Here is a 16,505-nt window from a genome sequence, read left to right as displayed (position 1 = left end):
GCAGGGTGCGAAGATGCCGTGAGGGGTGGTGCGGCTACGCGTCGAGCAGAACCTCGTGGTAGCCCTGCAGATCGAGGAAGCCGGAGCCACTGGCCAGGACCACGATCACCGGTTCGAGGTTTTCCGCGTCGGCCTTGGCCACGACCTCAAGGGCCGCGGCGACCGCGTGACTTGCTTCGGGGGCGAGCAGCAGGCCCTCGGTCTGCAGCAGCAGCCGGCCGGCGTCGAGCGCCGTCCGCTGCTCGAAGGCGACGGCGTCCAGGACGCCCTCACGTCGCAGCAGGCTGACCAGGGCGGAGCTGTGGTGGTTGCGCAGGCCGCCGACGTGGTTGGGCGCGGGGATGAAGCTCTCCCCCATCGTGTAGCCCAGCACCTCGGGCGTGAATCCGCCCAGGTCGGTGCGGCCGTACTCGTAGACGCCCTGGGTCAGCCGGGGCGCCGCGGTGGATTCCGCGGCGAGGAAGCGCAGGTCCGCCCCGTCGGCCCTGGCCCGCAGGTGCGGGCCGATCAGACCGCAGAGATTGCTGCCGCCGCCCGAGCACGCGATGAGGTGGTCGCCGCGCCCGTCGACGCCGAGGTCCTCGCCGTGGATGTCCTTCAGCTGCTGGGCGACCTCGAGCCCGAGCAGCGTTTGATGGAGGTAGACGTGCGGCATTCCGCTGCCGGCGAGATACGCGGCACCGGGATCGCCCAAAGCATGTTCGATGGCGTCGCTGATCGCGGTGCCGAGGCTGCCGGGGTGGTCCGGCACCTCCCCGAGGATCTTCCGTCCGATCGCCGTGTGGGCCGACGGCGAGGGCCGCACCTTGGCCCCCAGAAGCTCCATGTAGTGACGCCGGTAGGGTTTTTGCTCCAGCGAGCACCGCACCATGAAGATCTCGGCCTTGAGGCCGAACATCTTCGCCGCCAGCGCGACACTCATGCCCCATTGCCCGGCGCCGGTCTCGGTGACGAGCGTGGTCCGCCCCTCCTCGGCCGCGTAATACGCCTGCGCCATCGCGGTGTTCAGCTTGAAGCTGCCGGTGGGAAGGACGTCTTCGCGCTTGAAGTAGATCCTCGCGCCCGTCCCGAGGTGCTGCTCCAGCCGGTGCGCCCGGTGCAGCGGTGTCGGCCGGCCGCATTGCCGCAGTCGCTCGACGACCGGTTCGGGTATCGCGATCCATTGCTCGCGCGGACTGTTGTGCTCTACGAGGACTCGCGGCCGGACTTTCGCGGATATCTCCGCGGCGGTGGGGCTGCCGGAGTCCCTGACCTCGGGCATGGGAGCGGGCAGGTCTCCCAGGAAGTTGTACCAGTGTGTCGGCATCGCCGGTAATGACGGACCGCTACGAGTAGTGGGTTGGGGCACGGGCGATTGCTCGTGCCCAGCATGGCTTGGGCTATACGAAGTCACGTTCCCCCGCTTCGAAATCGTGCGAGCCATCGTACAAAAGCGATCGAGTGCCGAGCAATCGTTGAACCTTGGGTCGCAATGTCGACACGATCAGTCGCCCCGGCCGCCGCCGGATCGAAATCAGCGAATCCTCCCGGGCGAAAAGGCCACGAGTGTTGCCGAATCTGTTGCGTCAGCGTTTGGCGGAAAAGTCTGGAAGAAGCGAGGAGACGATATCCACGGAATCAACCGGAGGCGCCGAATCGAAGGCGCCGAATCGAAGGCGCCAGCAACGGGGCCTTCCGAACGGGCCGAACATCTATACGTCAGTGTTCCGGCAATTGATCCGTTCCGTCAACGATTCCGCCAGGAGCTGCCAGCTCTCGGCGTGGTGCCGTGCCAGCTCGGCGATCAATGGCGCGCAGTGCATCGGGAGGCTGCTCGCCATCGCCGCCCAGTCGTGCGGCTGCGCGGCCGAGGGGTCCAGTGTCCGCAGCAGCTTCCGGCCCACCTCGGTGAACCGAAGCGAGGGATCGGCCCGCAACCGCCGGACCGCCAGTGACAGGTCCGCGCACTCCGGGTGCGCCCTGGGACGTTTCACGATCGCAGGGTGGCCGGCTCCGTCCTCCCGGGCCGACCCGTCGTTCGGCTGCTCCGTCGTCTGCGGTTCCCCTTGACCGGCGCGCGCCCCCTTGCGCGCGTCCTTCGCCGTGGTGAGCGAGATGCCCGCGGCGCGCGCCAACTCCGGTGCGGACGCGTCCGGATGCGCGGCGAGGTACGCCAGCGCGCGGCTGCGGCCTTCGGCTGCCGCAAGCGGGTAGGCCACCCCGTCCCGCCCGACTCGCATGGCGGTCGGGTGCGGAATTTCCGCACCCGACCGCCGCCTGAGAGCTGCGACGGTCTTGTCCGACAGGCCGACGACCCCGGCCAGCCGCCGGTTGGACCACTCCGGGAAGTAGGCAAGCATGTGGAGGGCCGCGGTCTTGCGATCGGCCAGGGAGAGCGGCAGTCCGTGGTTGCTGTTCAGCTTGACCGCGAGCACGAAGGCTTCTCGCTCGTCACCGTTGAAGAGCACGGCACTTATGTGTGTGGCGCCGCTGTTCTCCACCGCCCTGAGCCGGTGCACACCGTCGATGACGGTCATTGTCTTCTGATGGATCACGATCGGCGGGAGTTCGGAGCACACTTCGGCGAGCGCATCGATGTGCCGTGGATCCTCCCCGCCGGTACGGAGTGAGCCTGCGACCATGATTCGGCTAATCGGTACCTGGATGATCCCTGAAAAGCGTCCACCGAGGTACGAATCTGGACGAGGTAAGCGGTGTTGTATCGACTTCTGTGTGGATGCAGAGGTGTGGTCCATCGCTCTTCCTCCTTGGCGAACTCCCGGCGGACCTACCAGCTGTCGTACGACGCATCCAGCTGCGGATGCTGTCAGGCAGCGCGGCGAACCACGGGTCGAGGAAAGGAAAAGCTGTCATGAGCAATCAGAAAGGCGTGGTACATCGAGTCTCCCCCGTGACGCAATGCTGAGAACCGACCATCGAACATTGTCAGGAGGATCGAGTCGATGCAAGACTTTTGTCATGCGGTCCTGTTGGATACGTCGATGACATCTTGATCGTTGAATAGGAAACAATGGGAGTGTAAAGCTCCTCGCGGACGGAATGATCGACTCCCCACAGTGGAATGATCGACTCCCCACAGTGGAATGATCGGCTCCCCGTAGGCGGACATGAAATATGCCCACTACCGCACTCGAAGTGGAGGAGGCCTGGCTACGTCGCCACGTCAAGAAGCTGCCCCACACCAAGCTCGGAGGGCGTGTCCTCACCGAAGGCGACTTGCAGCGGATCGTTGACCTCTTCCACAAGGAGCCGAGCGCCGCCATCCGCTCAGCCGGCGCCCAGACCGTTGGCGCACACCCACTCGGCGCCCTGCGTCCGCTGCCTCGCACCCATATGAGGCGAACGACCTGAGACCCGGTGGCGCTGCGGACTTGCTTGCGGTAGAGGTCGTTCCGCAGATGGCCTGCGCGCCCGCCACAACTGCGGCCCGCCGCGACACGGGCGCCATGACGATGGCGGTGACAGCCGCCGGTCTGTACGCGCGCCTGCTGAAGGGCAGCGCGCAAGTTACGGGGAGATCAGCGACAAACCCGATTCCGAAGACCTCCCTGCACCGCTGTCTGCAGGGCCTGTCCGGTGCGGCGAACGACGCCCGGTAGGCGCGCGGGCTGGTGGCGAGCCGCGACGTGAAGTGCTGCCGCATGGTGACCTCGCTGCCGAAACCGGACCGGCGGGCGACCTCCGGTATGGGCAGGTCGGTGCGTTCGAGGAGCCCGCACAGCGCGGCGATGGTGGTGCCCCGGGCATGTGCGCGGCACCGGGCCGCGAGCACCGGCTCTGGCGCCGGAGTGAGGTCGTCCAGGCCCAGCACCGGAATCAGTCCGGCCCTGGGCAGCCAGGCGAGGGTGCGGTCGTACCCATCGTCCTCAACGGGAGCGTTTGGCCATGGCCAAACCGGATGCCGCACAGCGTCATCCAGCGCCATCACCCGTCACCTGTCATGCCCGGATTTGCCCACCTATACAGCAAAGACGCAGGTCTCGACAGCGATACGAAACTGGTTCAAGTCCCGTCACTCACCCTGATCGACTGAGGCCCGGTCCGCACAAGCGGACCGGGCCTCAGTCGTACGGCGAGCCGCTCGGCCGTACGGCCGAGTCCGTGCGTGTCCGGCGCGCCCTCTAGGCTCACCCCATGCCCCCACCCCACCTGCCCACCCACGCCCTGCGCACCGCCCGCCTCGATCTCCTGCCCCTCCGTGTCGAGCACGCCGGGGAAATGGCCGAGGTGCTGTCCGACCCGGCGCTGCACACGTTCATCGGCGGCGCACCCGCCACTCCCGAGGCCTTGCGTTCACGCTATGAACGCCTCGCCGCGGGCTCCCCCGACCCGGCCGTCCTCTGGTGCAACTGGGTCCTGCGGCCGCGCGAGGAGGGATGTCTCGTCGGTACGGTCCAGGCGACGGTCACCGGGGAGGTCGCGGAGATCGCCTGGGTGGTGGGCACGCCCTGGCAGGGGCGGGGGTTCGCCGGGGAGGCGGCGCGGGGGCTGGTCGGCCGGTTGGGCGAGGAGCCCGGCGTCCGTACGGTCGTCGCGCACGTCCACCCCGACCACCGCGCCTCCGCGGCCGTCGCCGCGGCCGCCGGGCTGGGCCCGACCGACCGGTACCAGGACGGCGAAGTCCGGTGGGAGCTGCCGCTACGGCGGTGACCTCAGCCCCCGTGCGGGTGATTGGCGGCCCGCCACGCGTCGGCGAACCGGTGGACGTCCTCGAAGCGTTCCTCGGGGTCGGACCGGGTCGCCCGGACGATCACCGCCTGCTGGGCCGGGGTGCCCCGCCAGGCGCGTTCCTCGTCGCCCGCGTCCAGCAGGAGCCGGGCGGTGCGGCCCAGGGTGAAGACGGTCGTACGGGTGTCGATCACGGCCCCGCACACGAACTCCTCGGGGGCCATGAACCGGCGTGAACCCGGCAGGCGTTCCTCCTCGACCACGAACGGGCCCGGCCGGTACTCGTCGAGGTCGACCAGGTGGACGACGTCGCCCCCGAAGTCGTACAGCAGCGCGCCGTCGTAGAAGTCGACCGCCACATGCCCGGCGACCTCCACCGCGAGATGGGCGTCGAGGACACGTTCGAAGGCGGCGAGGACGCAGGAGATCGGCAGGGCGCGGAAGCGGGCCATGGGGCTGCCGGGGCCCGTACGGTCGCGCGGTCCGCCCACCATGGCCGGATACAGCACCTCGCCCTCCCGCCAGGGCATCACCACCGCCGCGCCGCCGCGCCGCACGGCGATGCGGTGGACCTGCGGGACGATCGCCCGGTGCCGTACGGCCCGGTGGAAGGCCCAGGCCCGTTCGAGCGAGTGCCGGCCGCGGTCGGTCACCGCCTCCTTGACGAACCAGCGCGCCCCGTCGAGCAGACGGACGCCGTACGACACGCACCCAGAGTCCTGCTCCGGGAACGCTTGGAACACCTCCCCCACCCTGCCCAGGTAGGGCTCCATGGCGGGCACTTCATCGACTCCGAGCAACGGATGGAGGACCATACCGATCAGATTGCCCTATCGAAGCCTTTCCGCGCGTTAGGACGAGGCCCGCACCACCAGTTCGGACGGCAGCACGACCTGCCGCTTCTCCAGACCGCGCGAGACCGCGGGCCGGCGGTCGGCGATCTCCCCGAGCAGCAGGTCGATCATGGCGCGGCCCATCTCCTCGATCGGCTGGCGCACGCTCGTCAGGGGCGGGTCCATGTGGCGGGCGATGGCGGAGTCGTCGTAACCGACGAGGGCCACGTCGTCAGGTATGCGGCGGCCCACCTCGCGCAGGACCTGGCGGGCGCCCGCCGCCATCACGTCCGAGCCCGCGAACACGGCGTCCAGATCCGGGCAGCGGGCCAGCAGCTCGGTCATCGCGCGCCGGCCGCCCTCCTCGGTGAAGTCGCCCGGGATGATCAGCCGGTCGTCCACCTCGCGTCCGGCCGCGCGCAGACCCTCGCGGTAGCCGTCGACGCGGCGCTGGGCGCCGAAGACGTCGAGACGCCCCGCCAGATGGACGACCCTCTGGCGTCCCCGGGCGATCAGGTGCTCGACGGCCATGCGGCCTCCGCCGTAGTTGTCGGAGTCCACGGACGGCAGTGTCTCGTCCGCCGAGCGGCGACCGCTGATCACGGCCGGGATCTCCAGCTGGGAGAGGAGATCGGGAAGCGGGTCGTCGGCGTGGACGGAGACGAGGAGTACGCCGTCGACGCGGTGCGCGGCCAGGTACTGGGCGAGGCGCTGCCGTTCCCGGTCGCTGCCCGCGAAGATCAGCAGCAGCTGCATCTCGGTGTCGGAGAGCTCCGCGCCGACGCCGCGCAGCATGTCCGAGAAGTACGGTTCCGCGAAGAAGCGGGTCTCCGGCTCGGGGACGACGAGGGCGATCGCGTCCGTGCGGTTGGCGGCGAGGGCGCGTGCCGCCGTGTTCGGGACGTAGCCGAGTTCGGCGACCGCCGCCTCGACGGCCGCGCGGGTCGCGTCGCTGACCCTCGGGGAGCCGTTGATCACCCGGGACACCGTGCCGCGGCCCACGCCCGCGCGTGCGGCGACCTCTTCCAAGGTCGGCCGGCCTCCTCCCCGGCCCCGCGCTCCGTGGCTTGCCATGGTCCGCCTCCCGTCGACGTCGCGCGCTCCGCGACTGGCCTGGAATCTAACAGCCCCGTTCACCACCGGGACCTCGGCAACCCGTACGTGAACGAGGTTCCGTGCCGATCTCGGCCAGGAGCCGTCGATCGACCGTCCCGCCGGGGCCAATACCCCACTGGCACGAGCCACTTCAACCGTCCACCGCACCCCTTCCCTCCCGCTCCCCGGAGTTAGTTAACAGGCCGATAACTGAACGCATCTCTCCGCGTCGGCTCCCTTGACACCCCCGCGCGAACCGACGACTCTTCAACACATCACCTGTGGGAGCGCTCCCACGGTACCTGACACATACACATCCCGCACGTTCCCCGCCCGAGCCGCAGCAAGAATCAACGGGCCCAACAGTGCAGTTGGCCGGGGGGTCGGCACGTCAGGCAACAGGAGGACGCAATGCGCACGATCACCCGTCGGTCCCGCAGTCTGGGGGCCCTCGCGGCCGTCGCCGCGCTGACCACAGGGCTGCTGGCCGGCTGTGCCAACGACAGTGGTGGAAGCAGCGGTGGGAGCAGCAGCGACACGGGCGGAGGCAAGGGCAAGACCACGATCACCCTGGGTCTCTTCGGCACTCAGGGGTTCAAGGAGGCCGGCCTCTACGCCGAGTACGAGAAGCTCAACCCGAACATCAAGATCGCCGAGAATGTCGTCGAGCGCAACGAGAACTACTACCCGGCGCTCGTCAACCACCTCACCACCAACAGCGGCCTGCAGGACGTCCAGGCCGTCGAGGTCGGCAACATCGCCGAGGTCGTGGGGACCCAGGCGAGCAAGCTCGTGGACCTGTCCAAGGTCTCGGGCGTGAGCAAGAGCAACTGGCTGGACTGGAAGTGGCAGCAGGCCACGACCCAGGACGGCCAGACGATCGGACTGGGCACCGACATCGGTCCGATGGCGATCTGCTACCGCAAGGACCTCTTCCAGCAGGCCGGCCTGCCCACCGACCGTGACAAGGTCGGGCAGCTGTGGGCGGGCGACTGGAACAAGCTCGTCGCCGCCGGTGAGACGTACAAGAAGAAGGCGCCCAGCGGCACCACCTTCATGGACTCCCCCGGTGGTCTGCTCAACGCGGTCATCAGCAGTGAACAGGAGAAGTTCTACGACTCCTCCGGCAAGGTCATCTACAAGACGAACCCGGCCATCAAGTCCGCCTTCGACCTGACCGCGAAGGCCGCCTCGGAGGGACTCGTCGGCGCGCAGACGCAGTTCCAGCCGGCCTGGGACACGACGATCGCCAACAGCAAGTTCGCCGCGGTGGCCTGCCCGCCGTGGATGCTCGGCTACCTCAAGGGCAAGTCGAAGCCGGACGCCGCGGGCAAGTGGGACGTGGCCGCCGCGCCCAAGTCCGGCAACTGGGGTGGCACCTTCCTGACCGTGCCCAAGAGCGGCAAGCACGTCACGGAGGCCGAGAAGCTGGTCACCTGGCTGACCGCGCCCGCCCAGCAGGCCAAGCTGTTCAACGTGCAGGGCAGCTTCCCGAGCGCACCCGGTGCCTACAGCCTGCCCCAGGTGACCGGCGCGAAGAACACGATGACCGGTGACACACCGATCGGCACGGTCTTCGCCGAGGCCGCCAAGGCGATCCCGACCCAGGTGATCGGCCCGAAGGACCAGATCATCCAGCAGGGTCTGACCGACAACGGCGTCATCCTCGTCACGAAGGGCAAGTCGGCCGCGGAGGCCTGGAAGACGGCCACCAAGACCATCGACAACAACCTGGAGAAGTGACCGGTATGGCCACCCGGCACGACACCGCCGCGCCCCCCGCCGAGGGGGGCGCGGCCCCGGGCCGTCCGCCCGCCGCGGTACCCGACGAGAAGGAACAGCGGCGCCGCAACCGGCTGTCCCGCCGCTGGCAGCGGGACATACGGTGGAGCCCGTACGCGTTCGTCTCACCGTTCTTCCTGCTGTTCCTCGCGTTCGGCCTGTTCCCGCTGATCTACACGGGCTGGGCGTCGCTGCACACGGTGGAGCTGACGGCGCCCACCGACATGCAGTGGGCGGGCCTGCGCAACTACACCCGCATCTTCGACGACGACTTCTTCTGGAACGCGGCGAAGAACACCCTGACCATCGGGATCATCTCGACCGTCCCGCAGCTGCTGATGGCGATGGGCCTCGCCCACATCCTCAACTACAAGCTGCGCGGCTCGATCTTCTACCGGGTCATGATGCTGGCGCCGTACGCGACGTCGATCGCCTCCGCCTCGCTCGTGTTCGTGCTGCTGTTCGGCCGCGACTACGGCATGATCAACTGGGCGCTGCACGCCATCGGTTTCGACAAGATCGACTGGCAGAACGACAAGTGGCCCTCGCAGATCGCCGTCTCGACGATCGTCATCTGGCGCTGGACCGGCTACAACGCGCTGATCTACCTGGCGGCGATGCAGGCGATCCCGCAGGACCTGTACGAGTCGGCGGCCCTGGACGGGGCCAACCGCTGGCAGCAGTTCTTCCACGTGACCCTGCCGTCGCTGCGGCCGACGATCCTGTTCACCGTCGTCGTCTCCACCATCGGAGCGAGCCAGGTCTTCGGCGAACCGCTGCTGTTCGACGCCAACAAGGGCGCGTCCGGCGGCGCCGAGCACCAGTTCCAGACACTCGGTCTGTACCTCTACGAGCAGGGCTGGGTGAACCAGCACCTGGGCCGCGCCTCCGCGATCGCCTGGACGATGTTCCTGATCCTCATCGTGATCGGGATAGTCAATTACGTCATCTCGCGCCGGCTGCGCGCCAGTAGTTAAGGAGAACCGGCCGTGACGACGACCCTGACGAAACCCCCGGCGGACGCGGTACCCGAACCGCCGAAGCGTCTGCGGCGCCCCAAGTCGGCGCGCGCGGGCGGGCAGATGCATGCGGGACCCCTCGCGTACGTCATCCTCGCGCTGTTCACGATCGGCTCGCTGGGCCCGCTGGTGTGGACCGCGATCGCCGCCTCCCGCGACACCAACCGGCTGGCGCAGTCCCCGCCGCCGTTCTGGTTCGGCTCGAACCTCTTCCACAATCTCGACGTCGCCTGGACGGAGGCCAACCTGGGCGAGGCGTTCGTCAACACCACGTTCGTGGCGGGTGTTTCCGCGGTGACCGTGGTCTTCCTGTCGACGCTCGCCGGGTTCGCCTTCGCCAAGCTGCGCTTCAAGGGCCGCGGCGCCCTGATGCTGATCGTCGTCGGCACGATGATGGTGCCGCCGCAGCTCAGCGTGATCCCGCTCTACATGATGGTCGCCAAGCTCGACTGGACGGACCAGCTCCAGGCGGTGATCTTCCCGTCGCTGGTGAGCGCGTTCGGGGTGTTCTTCATGCGGCAGTACCTGATCCAGGCGCTGCCGGACGAGCTGATCGAGGCGGCCCGTGTCGACGGCGCGAGCAGCTGGCGGGTGATCTGGCATGTGGTGTTCCCGGCCGCCCGGCCCGCCATGGCGGTGCTCGGCATGCTGGTGTTCGTGCAGACGTGGAACGACTTCCTGTGGCCGTTCCTGGTGCTCACCCAGACCGGCAACCCGACCGTGCAGGTCGCGGTCGCGGGCCTCGGCCGCGGTTTCACTCCCGACCAGTCCCTGATCATGGCGGGCGCGCTGCTCGGCACGCTGCCGCTGCTCTTCGTCTTCGCCCTGTTCGGCAAGCAGATCGTCGGCGGCATCATGCAGGGCGCCGTCAAGGGCTGACCTCGTTCGCCGGTGGGACAAGGGGAGCCGGGCCATCGCCGCCCCGGCCCCTCCTCCCCCTCTTCCCTCCCCCTCGCCCCTCCCCCCTTTCTTCTTACTGTCGGTCTCCACGACCTCCTATGGGAGCGCTTCCATGCCTGAGTCCGCATCGCCCGTGACCTTTCCCCCCGCCTTCCTCTGGGGCGCGGCGACCTCCGCCTACCAGATCGAGGGGGCGGTACGGGAGGACGGCCGTACGCCCTCCATCTGGGACACCTTCAGCCACACGCCCGGCAAGACGGCCGGTGGTGAGACCGGTGACATCGCTGTCGACCACTACCACCGCTACCGCGACGACGTGGCCCTGATGGCTGAGCTGGGCCTGTCCGCGTACCGCTTCTCGGTCTCCTGGTCCCGGGTGCAGCCGACGGGCCGCGGCCCCGCTGTCCAGCGCGGCCTGGACTTCTACCGCAACCTCGTCGACGAACTGCTCTCGCACGGCATCAAGCCGGCCATCACCCTCTACCACTGGGACCTCCCGCAGGATCTGGAGGACACGGGCGGCTGGCCGGAGCGCGACACGGCGTTTCGTTTCGCCGAGTACGCGCAGATCGTGGGCGAGGCGCTGGGCGACCGTGTGGAGCAGTGGATCACCCTGAACGAGCCGTGGTGCAGCGCGTTCCTGGGCTACGGCTCGGGTGTGCACGCGCCGGGCCGTACGGACGCGGCGGCATCGCTCAAGGCCGCCCACCACCTGAACCTGGCGCACGGCCTGGGCACCACCGCCCTGAGGTCCGTGATGCCGGCCCGCAACACGGTCGCGGTCAGCCTGAACTCGTCGGTGGTCAGGCCCCTTTCCCCGTCCCCGGCGGACCTGGCGGCCGTCCGGCGCATCGACAACCTGGCCAACGGCGTCTTCCACGGCCCGATGCTGCACGGCGCCTACCCGGAGGGCCTGTTCGCGGAGACCTCCTCGATCACGGACTGGTCGTACGTCCTGGACGGCGACCTCGCGGTGATCAAGCAGCCGCTCGACGCGCTCGGTCTGAACTACTACACCCCGGCGCTGGTGTCGGCGGCGCAGAAGTCGGCGGACGGCCCGCGCGCGGACGGGCACGGGGCGAGCGCCTATTCGCCTTGGCCGGGTGCGGGCGATGTCGCGTTCCACCAAACCCCGGGCGAGCGTACGGAGATGGGCTGGACGATCGACCCGACCGGCCTGCACGACCTGATCATGCGCTACTCGCGGGAGGCCCCGGGTCTGCCGCTGTACATCACGGAGAACGGCGCGGCCTACGACGACAAGCCGGACCCGGAGGGCCGCGTCCACGACCCCGAGCGCATCGCGTATCTGCACGGTCATCTGGCGGCAGTGCGCGGTGCGATCGCCGACGGCGCGGACGTGCGGGGCTACTACCTCTGGTCCCTGATGGACAACTTCGAGTGGGCGTACGGCTACGACAAGCGGTTCGGAGCGGTGTACGTCGACTACGCGACCCTGGCCCGTACGCCCAAGTCCAGCGCGCACTGGTACGGGCAGGTGGCCCGGACGGGTTCCCTGCCGCCGACGACGCCGGCCGGCGCCGAGTAGGTCACTCGGCCCTGAGGCGAGCAGGCCACAGAGTCCTTCTGTCCGGGGGAAGCGGGGGAGGGGGCGCGGCACTTGGGGGTGTGCCGCGCCCTCGGTCTGGGATGCGCGCCGGGGCGCAACGCGCTTCATCTGGTCGCCGCGGGCTTTCAGCTGGACGCGGTCGGCCTCTCCCCTACGGCCATCGCCTGGGCGCTCTGGACGGCCCTGTTCCGCCGCGATGGGTGACCCCCTGGCGGGGTCGGCTACTTGTACGTGCCGAACGCCTTCGAGAACGCGCCCGCGTCCTGCGCGATCGAGCTGCAGGTCGCGTCGGCGGAGTTCTTCGCACCGCCCGGGCACTGCTTGTCGCGGGCGGCGGACCACATGGAGAGCCAGCCGAGGCCCTTCGACTTGGCGAAGTCGACCAGTTGGGCCGCGTCGTCGACCTTGAAGATCTCGGAGGCGACGTCGTTGACGCCGATCATCGGGGTGACGGCGACGGCCTTCCACGCCGCGCTGTCCGACAGCCCGAGGACGCTCTTCACCTGGGCCTGGGTGGCGGTGGCGGCCTGCTCGGCGTAGGTGCCCATGTCGCCGTTGTACGAGGGGCCGTAGTCCATCGCCATGATGTTGACCGCGGAGATCTTCACACCGTTGGACTTGGCGCTGGAGAGCAGGTTCACGCCGTCCTGGGTCAGGCCCTCGGGCATGACCGGGAGAGTGAAGGACACGTCCAGGTTCGGGTGTTGCTGCTGGAGCTTCGCGATCGCCTTCGCCCGGTTCGTGTTCGCGGTCGCGTTCGGCAGCGCGCCGCCCTCGACGTCGAAGTCGACCTTGGTCAGGTTGTACGCGTCCACGGCCTTCCCGTACACCGCCGCCAGCGCGTCCGCCGACGAGCAGGTCGTCGCCAGCTCCGAGCCCGAGGCGCCGCCGAAGGACACCCGGACGTCGCCGCCCTTCGCCCGCAGCGCGCCGATCTGCGACGCCACGCCGTCACTGGCGAGGTCGGTCACCCCGCCCCACTTCGGCGTACAGCCGCCGCCGTCGGTGATGAAGGCCAGGTTGTAGTCCTTCACGCCGGTGGCCGTGGCGCTGCCGACCAGGTCGAAGGCCGGGTAGAGGGAGGTGTCGACGTACGGCGCGAAGCCCGCGCCGGTCGTCGTGCCACTGCCGGTGGTCTGCGAGGCGGAAGGAGTGGGTGTGGGGGTGGACGTGGGGGTCGGGGTCGACGTGGGGGGCCGAGTGGCGGTGGGTGTCGGGGTCGGGGTCGGCGACTGGGTCGGGCGGCCGCTCGGCTCCGGCGTCGCGCCGTCGTCCACCGAGCACTTGGCGCCGTCGATGACACAGCCCTTCGGGTCCGCCGTGCCGTTCACGACGAAGCCGACGGTGACCGACTCGCCGGCCGCCAGCCCGTCCTTGTCCCAGGACGGCGGCTTGACGGTGACGTGCTGCCCGCTCACCGTCGAAGTTCCGTTCCACAGCGAGCTGAGCCCGGTGCCCGACGGCAGGTCGAACTCCAGCGTCCAGTCCCCCTTCGCCTGGCCGGTGTCGTTGGTGATGACGTACTGCGCGGTGTAACCCGTCGACCAGTCACTGGTCTTGGTGTACGCGGCACCGACGCCGGCCGCCAGCGCGGTCCCGGAGAACAGGAAGGCGCCACCGCCGACCACGGCCGCGGCGACGATCCCGCCTATCGCCTTGTTCCTGCCACTGACCTTGCGCCGGTGCGTAGTGCTCATCGCGTGTGCCTGCCTTCGCGGTTCACGGGGGGTGGGGTGCGGCAGCACGCTAGCGATCCGGAATCGGGCAAACCGCCTGATCGGGACGCACGTCGGCGATCTTATGGTGCGCTTAAGGAAGGCATCGGGGACGGTTAAAGGTAGAGACCAATTTGGCCGCACGCACCGCCCACGCCGGGCCCACGCCCGAATCGCGCCGATCCGCGTCAGCTCACGCCCACGCCTCGCCTACGACGCCGCACGGACCCCCTGTGCCCGCGCCGCACCGGAGCCCGCCCGTCCAGCTGGATCCATATGCGCACCTCGGTGCCGCCCAGCACCGACGAACCGATCCGCACGTCCCCGCCCGTCGACTCCGCGAGCCGGCGCACGATGTCCAGGCCGAGGCCGGTCGAACCGTCGCTCCCGGAACCCTTCCCCCGTGCCATCGCGGCCTCCGGGTCCATGATGCCCGGGCCCGCGTCCGACACCAGCACGATCACCGCGTCCTCGCTTTTGTGCACGTCGACCGCGAAGGCCGTGCCCTCCGGGGTGTGCCGGAACACGTTCCCGAGGAGCGCGTCGAGGGCGGCGACGAGGTCGGCCCGGGCGACGGGTATCCGTACGGGATGGTCCACTCCCGCGACCCGCACCTTGCGCCCCTCGTCCTCGGCGAGCGCCGACCAGAAGTCCATCCGCTCGCGGACGACCTCGGACGCGTCGCACCCGGCACCGATGCCTATCGCCGCCGTCTGCGGCTTGGCCTCCCGGGCCGTCCGGATGATCGTGTCGACCTCCCGCTCCAACTGCGCCACCGCCGCCCGCGTCTGCTCTGCGGCCGGCCCGTCACCGAGCGAGGCCGTGTTGAGGCGCAGCACGGTCAGCGGGGTCCGCAGGCGGTGCGAGAGGTCAGCGGCCAACTCCCTCTCGTTCGCCAGGAGTTGTACGACCTGATCCGCCATCGAGTTGAACGCCACCGCCGCCAGCCGCAGTTCGTTCGGCCCCTCCTCGGGCACCCTTGCGCCGAGCTTCCCCTCACCCAGCTCATGCGCGCCCTCGACCAGTCGCTGCGCCGGCTGCACCATCCGTACCCCCAGCCGGTCGGCGACCGCGACCGAGCCGATGATGAGCGCGACCCCGACCGCGGCGAGCACCGCCCAGGCGGTGCCGACCCCGTTGCTGACCTCGGACTCGGGGACGTACACCTCGACGACCGCGATCTCGCCGGAGCTCAGCGCGGTGGGCTGGAGCAGGATGGAACCGCCGGGAACCTCCGCGGTGGAGGCCCGGCCGATGTTGCGTGTGGTCGCGATGTCCTTGGCGGCGGCGCGCTGCCGTCCGATGTCGACCGCCTTGGCGCCGTCGCCCGCCGGTATGTGCACGGCCATCCCGTCGTCCGAGCCGGCGGAGGCGACGACCCGCTCCAACTGGTCCCGGTCGGTGGTGATGGACAGCGCGGGCGCGATGGCCGCGGCCTGCCGCTCGGCGTTCGAGAAGGCGCGGTCCCTGGCCATCTCCTTGATGACGAGCCCCAGTGGGACCGCGAAGGCCACCACGACCATCGTGGTCACCGCCACGCACACCTTGACCAGTGCCCACCTCATCGCGGCGGCTCCAAGCCCGGGGGTTCCAGCTTCACGCCGACCCCGCGGAGAGTGTGCAGATAGCGCGGCCGCGCCGCCGTCTCGCCCAGTTTCCGGCGCAGCCACGACAGATGGACGTCGATGGTCTGGTCGTCCCCGTACGACTGCTGCCACACCTCGGCGAGCAGCTCCTTGCGCGCGACGACGACACCGGGCCGCCCGGCGAGAAACGCGAGCAGGTCGAACTCGCGCCGGGTGAGGTCCAGTCGGGCGCCGTCCAGCTCGGCCTGGCGGCGCAGCGGGTCGATGGACAGGCCGCCGACCCTGATGACCGGCGACGGGGGTGTATCGCCCGTCGCCCGCGAGCGGCGCAGGACGGCGGCCATCCGCGCGGACAGGTGCTCGACCGAGAACGGCTTGGTCAGATAGTCGTCCGCCCCGTCGTTCAACAGGCGGACGATCTCCGTCTCGTCGTCCCGCGCGGTTGCGATGATCACCGGGACGTCGGTGATGCCGCGCAGCATCTTCAGCGCCTCGGCCCCGTCCAGATCAGGCAGTCCGAGGTCCAGGATGACGACATCGAAGGAGAAATGGGCAACCTCGCGCAGCGCCTCAAGGGCGGTGCCGACACTGCGCACCGTGTGCGCGGCTTCGGTCAGATGCCGGATGAGAGCGCTGCGTACGAACTGGTCGTCCTCGACCACGAGCACACTTGCCATGCGCCGCACCGTACGCCATCTGTGCGATGCCGGTCCGGTGCCTGTGGATAACTCGGGCCGCCGTTCTGTCAGGAGACATGGGAGACACCCATGGGGCGCGTGAGGCAGTATGGCCCGCGATGCTCAGAGGATTCGTACACGTACTGGCTTGGTCGCTCGCCACGGGCGCGGCGGTCACGCTGTCGTGGTGGGGCGTCCACACGGTCATGACGGGGACGGCCTACGATCCGCCGCGCGCGCTGCCCATCACGGTGGGCAGGGCGACGACACAGGGGTCCAAGCCGCTTGCCTCGTCGACGGGTCGGCCCCCGGCGAGCCCGAGTCCATCCGCCTCGAAACCGACGACGAGTCCGCGGCCGACCGCGACGCCGGCCCCCTCGAAATCGCCCTCCGCCGACCCGAGTCCGAGCGCCTCCGGACCCGCCGGGCAGGTCAAGAGTTACGACACCGACGGGGGGCGGGCCGTCTTCGATCTCGGTACCACCTCCGCGACGCTCGTCTCGGCCACGCCCGGTTCGGGGTGGTCGATGCAGGTGTGGAAGACGGAGTCGTGGATTCGGGTGGAGTTCGCTTCGGGGGCGGATCGGGTGTCGGTGTTCTGTACGTGGCACGACGGGCCGCCGCGGGTGGAGATCGGCACGTATTAGCTGCGCAGGCTTT

General features: G+C 69.4%; 15 protein-coding genes and 2 pseudogenes. 9 read left to right on the top strand and 8 right to left on the bottom strand.

Going from position 1 to position 16,505, the window contains the following annotated elements; all coding sequences use genetic code 11:
• Window positions 1-34: 34 nt before the first annotated feature.
• Together ACFVWD_RS28355 and ACFVWD_RS28350 are read right to left on the bottom strand one after the other, a co-directional pair.
• Window positions 35-1,306: a TrpB-like pyridoxal phosphate-dependent enzyme gene (locus tag ACFVWD_RS28355; RefSeq protein ID WP_389600080.1), complete on the bottom strand. Its 1,272-nt coding sequence runs from the start codon at window positions 1,304-1,306 to the stop codon at window positions 35-37.
• Window positions 1,307-1,691: 385 nt separating this feature from the next.
• On the bottom strand, window positions 1,692-2,621 hold the full coding sequence (locus ACFVWD_RS28350) for a ParB N-terminal domain-containing protein (RefSeq protein ID WP_389600078.1): 930 nt from the start codon (window positions 2,619-2,621) through the stop codon (window positions 1,692-1,694).
• 493 nt (window positions 2,622-3,114) lie between these two features.
• Here ACFVWD_RS28350 and ACFVWD_RS28345 point away from each other — a divergent pair, with 493 nt between their 5' ends.
• Together ACFVWD_RS28345 and ACFVWD_RS28340 are read left to right on the top strand one after the other, a co-directional pair.
• On the top strand, window positions 3,115-3,351 hold the full coding sequence (locus ACFVWD_RS28345) for a DNA-binding protein (RefSeq protein WP_389600076.1): 237 nt from the start codon (window positions 3,115-3,117) through the stop codon (window positions 3,349-3,351).
• Between the two features lie 20 nt (window positions 3,352-3,371).
• The gene (locus ACFVWD_RS28340; RefSeq protein ID WP_389600131.1) at window positions 3,372-3,599 is read left to right on the top strand and encodes a hypothetical protein; all 228 of its coding nucleotides are present in this window, start codon (window positions 3,372-3,374) and stop codon (window positions 3,597-3,599) included.
• Here ACFVWD_RS28340 and ACFVWD_RS28335 read toward each other — a convergent pair.
• Window positions 3,581-3,730 (bottom strand): annotated as a pseudogene (locus ACFVWD_RS28335) (AraC family transcriptional regulator); the annotation flags it as partial. The gene ACFVWD_RS28340 and the pseudogene ACFVWD_RS28335 overlap by 19 nt on opposite strands.
• 404 nt (window positions 3,731-4,134) lie before the next feature.
• On the opposite strand from ACFVWD_RS28335, the gene ACFVWD_RS28330 reads away from it, so the two are divergent.
• Window positions 4,135-4,650: a GNAT family N-acetyltransferase gene (locus tag ACFVWD_RS28330; RefSeq protein WP_389600074.1), complete on the top strand. Its 516-nt coding sequence runs from the start codon at window positions 4,135-4,137 to the stop codon at window positions 4,648-4,650.
• Window positions 4,651-4,652: 2 nt separating this feature from the next.
• On the opposite strand, the gene ACFVWD_RS28325 is transcribed toward ACFVWD_RS28330, so the two are convergent.
• Together ACFVWD_RS28325 and ACFVWD_RS28320 are read right to left on the bottom strand one after the other, a co-directional pair.
• Complete coding sequence (locus tag ACFVWD_RS28325; protein ID WP_389600072.1) at window positions 4,653-5,483, bottom strand: serine/threonine protein kinase; 831 nt, start codon at window positions 5,481-5,483, stop codon at window positions 4,653-4,655.
• Window positions 5,484-5,519: 36 nt separating this feature from the next.
• Window positions 5,520-6,575, bottom strand: a complete 1,056-nt coding sequence (locus ACFVWD_RS28320; protein ID WP_389600070.1) for a LacI family DNA-binding transcriptional regulator — start codon at window positions 6,573-6,575, stop codon at window positions 5,520-5,522.
• Window positions 6,576-7,007: 432 nt separating this feature from the next.
• On the opposite strand from ACFVWD_RS28320, the gene ACFVWD_RS28315 reads away from it, so the two are divergent.
• The 5 genes and pseudogenes from ACFVWD_RS28315 to ACFVWD_RS28295 form a co-directional block, all read left to right on the top strand.
• Entirely contained in the window at window positions 7,008-8,339 is a 1,332-nt protein-coding gene (locus ACFVWD_RS28315; protein ID WP_389600068.1) for an ABC transporter substrate-binding protein, read from the top strand.
• Window positions 8,340-8,344: 5 nt separating this feature from the next.
• Window positions 8,345-9,355 carry a carbohydrate ABC transporter permease gene (locus ACFVWD_RS28310; RefSeq protein WP_389600130.1) on the top strand — a complete coding sequence of 337 codons (1,011 nt, stop codon included), beginning with the start codon at window positions 8,345-8,347 and terminating at the stop codon, window positions 9,353-9,355.
• A 12-nt stretch (window positions 9,356-9,367) separates the two neighbouring features.
• Window positions 9,368-10,276 carry a carbohydrate ABC transporter permease gene (locus tag ACFVWD_RS28305; RefSeq protein ID WP_067380947.1) on the top strand — a complete coding sequence of 303 codons (909 nt, stop codon included), beginning with the start codon at window positions 9,368-9,370 and terminating at the stop codon, window positions 10,274-10,276.
• A 133-nt stretch (window positions 10,277-10,409) separates the two neighbouring features.
• A complete protein-coding gene (locus ACFVWD_RS28300) occupies window positions 10,410-11,846 on the top strand; it encodes a GH1 family beta-glucosidase (protein ID WP_389600066.1) in 1,437 nt (478 codons plus the stop codon).
• 63 nt (window positions 11,847-11,909) lie between these two features.
• Window positions 11,910-12,071, top strand: a pseudogene (locus tag ACFVWD_RS28295) (hypothetical protein); the annotation flags it as partial.
• 17 nt (window positions 12,072-12,088) lie between these two features.
• Here ACFVWD_RS28295 and ACFVWD_RS28290 read toward each other — a convergent pair.
• The 3 genes from ACFVWD_RS28290 to ACFVWD_RS28280 all read right to left on the bottom strand — a co-directional run bounded on the left by ACFVWD_RS28290 (window position 12,089) and on the right by ACFVWD_RS28280 (window position 15,845).
• Window positions 12,089-13,564, bottom strand: a complete 1,476-nt coding sequence (locus ACFVWD_RS28290) for a cellulose binding domain-containing protein (RefSeq protein ID WP_389600064.1) — start codon at window positions 13,562-13,564, stop codon at window positions 12,089-12,091.
• A gap of 206 nt (window positions 13,565-13,770) precedes the next feature.
• Entirely contained in the window at window positions 13,771-15,147 is a 1,377-nt protein-coding gene (locus ACFVWD_RS28285) for a sensor histidine kinase (protein WP_389600062.1), read from the bottom strand.
• Window positions 15,144-15,845, bottom strand: coding sequence for a response regulator transcription factor (locus tag ACFVWD_RS28280; protein ID WP_168508839.1), 702 nt, complete (start codon window positions 15,843-15,845; stop codon window positions 15,144-15,146). Before ACFVWD_RS28280 ends, ACFVWD_RS28285 begins: the two co-directional genes overlap by 4 nt.
• A 119-nt stretch (window positions 15,846-15,964) precedes the next feature.
• Between ACFVWD_RS28280 and ACFVWD_RS28275 the strand changes: the two genes are divergently transcribed.
• The gene (locus tag ACFVWD_RS28275) at window positions 15,965-16,492 is read left to right on the top strand and encodes a hypothetical protein (RefSeq protein WP_389600128.1); all 528 of its coding nucleotides are present in this window, start codon (window positions 15,965-15,967) and stop codon (window positions 16,490-16,492) included.
• Window positions 16,493-16,505 lie beyond the last annotated feature (13 nt).

Source organism: Streptomyces sp. NPDC058086 (genome assembly GCF_042885015.1).
Taxonomy (GTDB): domain Bacteria; phylum Actinomycetota; class Actinomycetes; order Streptomycetales; family Streptomycetaceae; genus Streptomyces.
Note: the sequence above shows the minus strand (reverse complement) of the source record. Positions and strands in the feature narration are given on the sequence as shown.

What these genes read in the sequence shown, in the direction of transcription:
- ACFVWD_RS28320 (WP_389600070.1), bottom strand. Translation starts at nt 6,575, where the DNA reads ATGGCAAGCCACGGAGCGCGGGGCCGGGGAGGAGGCCGGCCGACCTTG.
- ACFVWD_RS28300 (WP_389600066.1), top strand. Translation starts at nt 10,410, where the DNA reads ATGCCTGAGTCCGCATCGCCCGTGACCTTTCCCCCCGCCTTCCTCTGG.
- ACFVWD_RS28355 (WP_389600080.1), bottom strand. Translation starts at nt 1,306, where the DNA reads ATGCCGACACACTGGTACAACTTCCTGGGAGACCTGCCCGCTCCCATG.
- ACFVWD_RS28285 (WP_389600062.1), bottom strand. Translation starts at nt 15,147, where the DNA reads ATGAGGTGGGCACTGGTCAAGGTGTGCGTGGCGGTGACCACGATGGTC.
- ACFVWD_RS28315 (WP_389600068.1), top strand. Translation starts at nt 7,008, where the DNA reads ATGCGCACGATCACCCGTCGGTCCCGCAGTCTGGGGGCCCTCGCGGCC.
- ACFVWD_RS28330 (WP_389600074.1), top strand. Translation starts at nt 4,135, where the DNA reads ATGCCCCCACCCCACCTGCCCACCCACGCCCTGCGCACCGCCCGCCTC.
- ACFVWD_RS28345 (WP_389600076.1), top strand. Translation starts at nt 3,115, where the DNA reads ATGCCCACTACCGCACTCGAAGTGGAGGAGGCCTGGCTACGTCGCCAC.
- ACFVWD_RS28350 (WP_389600078.1), bottom strand. Translation starts at nt 2,621, where the DNA reads ATGGTCGCAGGCTCACTCCGTACCGGCGGGGAGGATCCACGGCACATC.
- ACFVWD_RS28275 (WP_389600128.1), top strand. Translation starts at nt 15,965, where the DNA reads ATGCTCAGAGGATTCGTACACGTACTGGCTTGGTCGCTCGCCACGGGC.
- ACFVWD_RS28325 (WP_389600072.1), bottom strand. Translation starts at nt 5,483, where the DNA reads ATGGTCCTCCATCCGTTGCTCGGAGTCGATGAAGTGCCCGCCATGGAG.
- ACFVWD_RS28290 (WP_389600064.1), bottom strand. Translation starts at nt 13,564, where the DNA reads ATGAGCACTACGCACCGGCGCAAGGTCAGTGGCAGGAACAAGGCGATA.
- ACFVWD_RS28310 (WP_389600130.1), top strand. Translation starts at nt 8,345, where the DNA reads ATGGCCACCCGGCACGACACCGCCGCGCCCCCCGCCGAGGGGGGCGCG.
- ACFVWD_RS28280 (WP_168508839.1), bottom strand. Translation starts at nt 15,845, where the DNA reads ATGGCAAGTGTGCTCGTGGTCGAGGACGACCAGTTCGTACGCAGCGCT.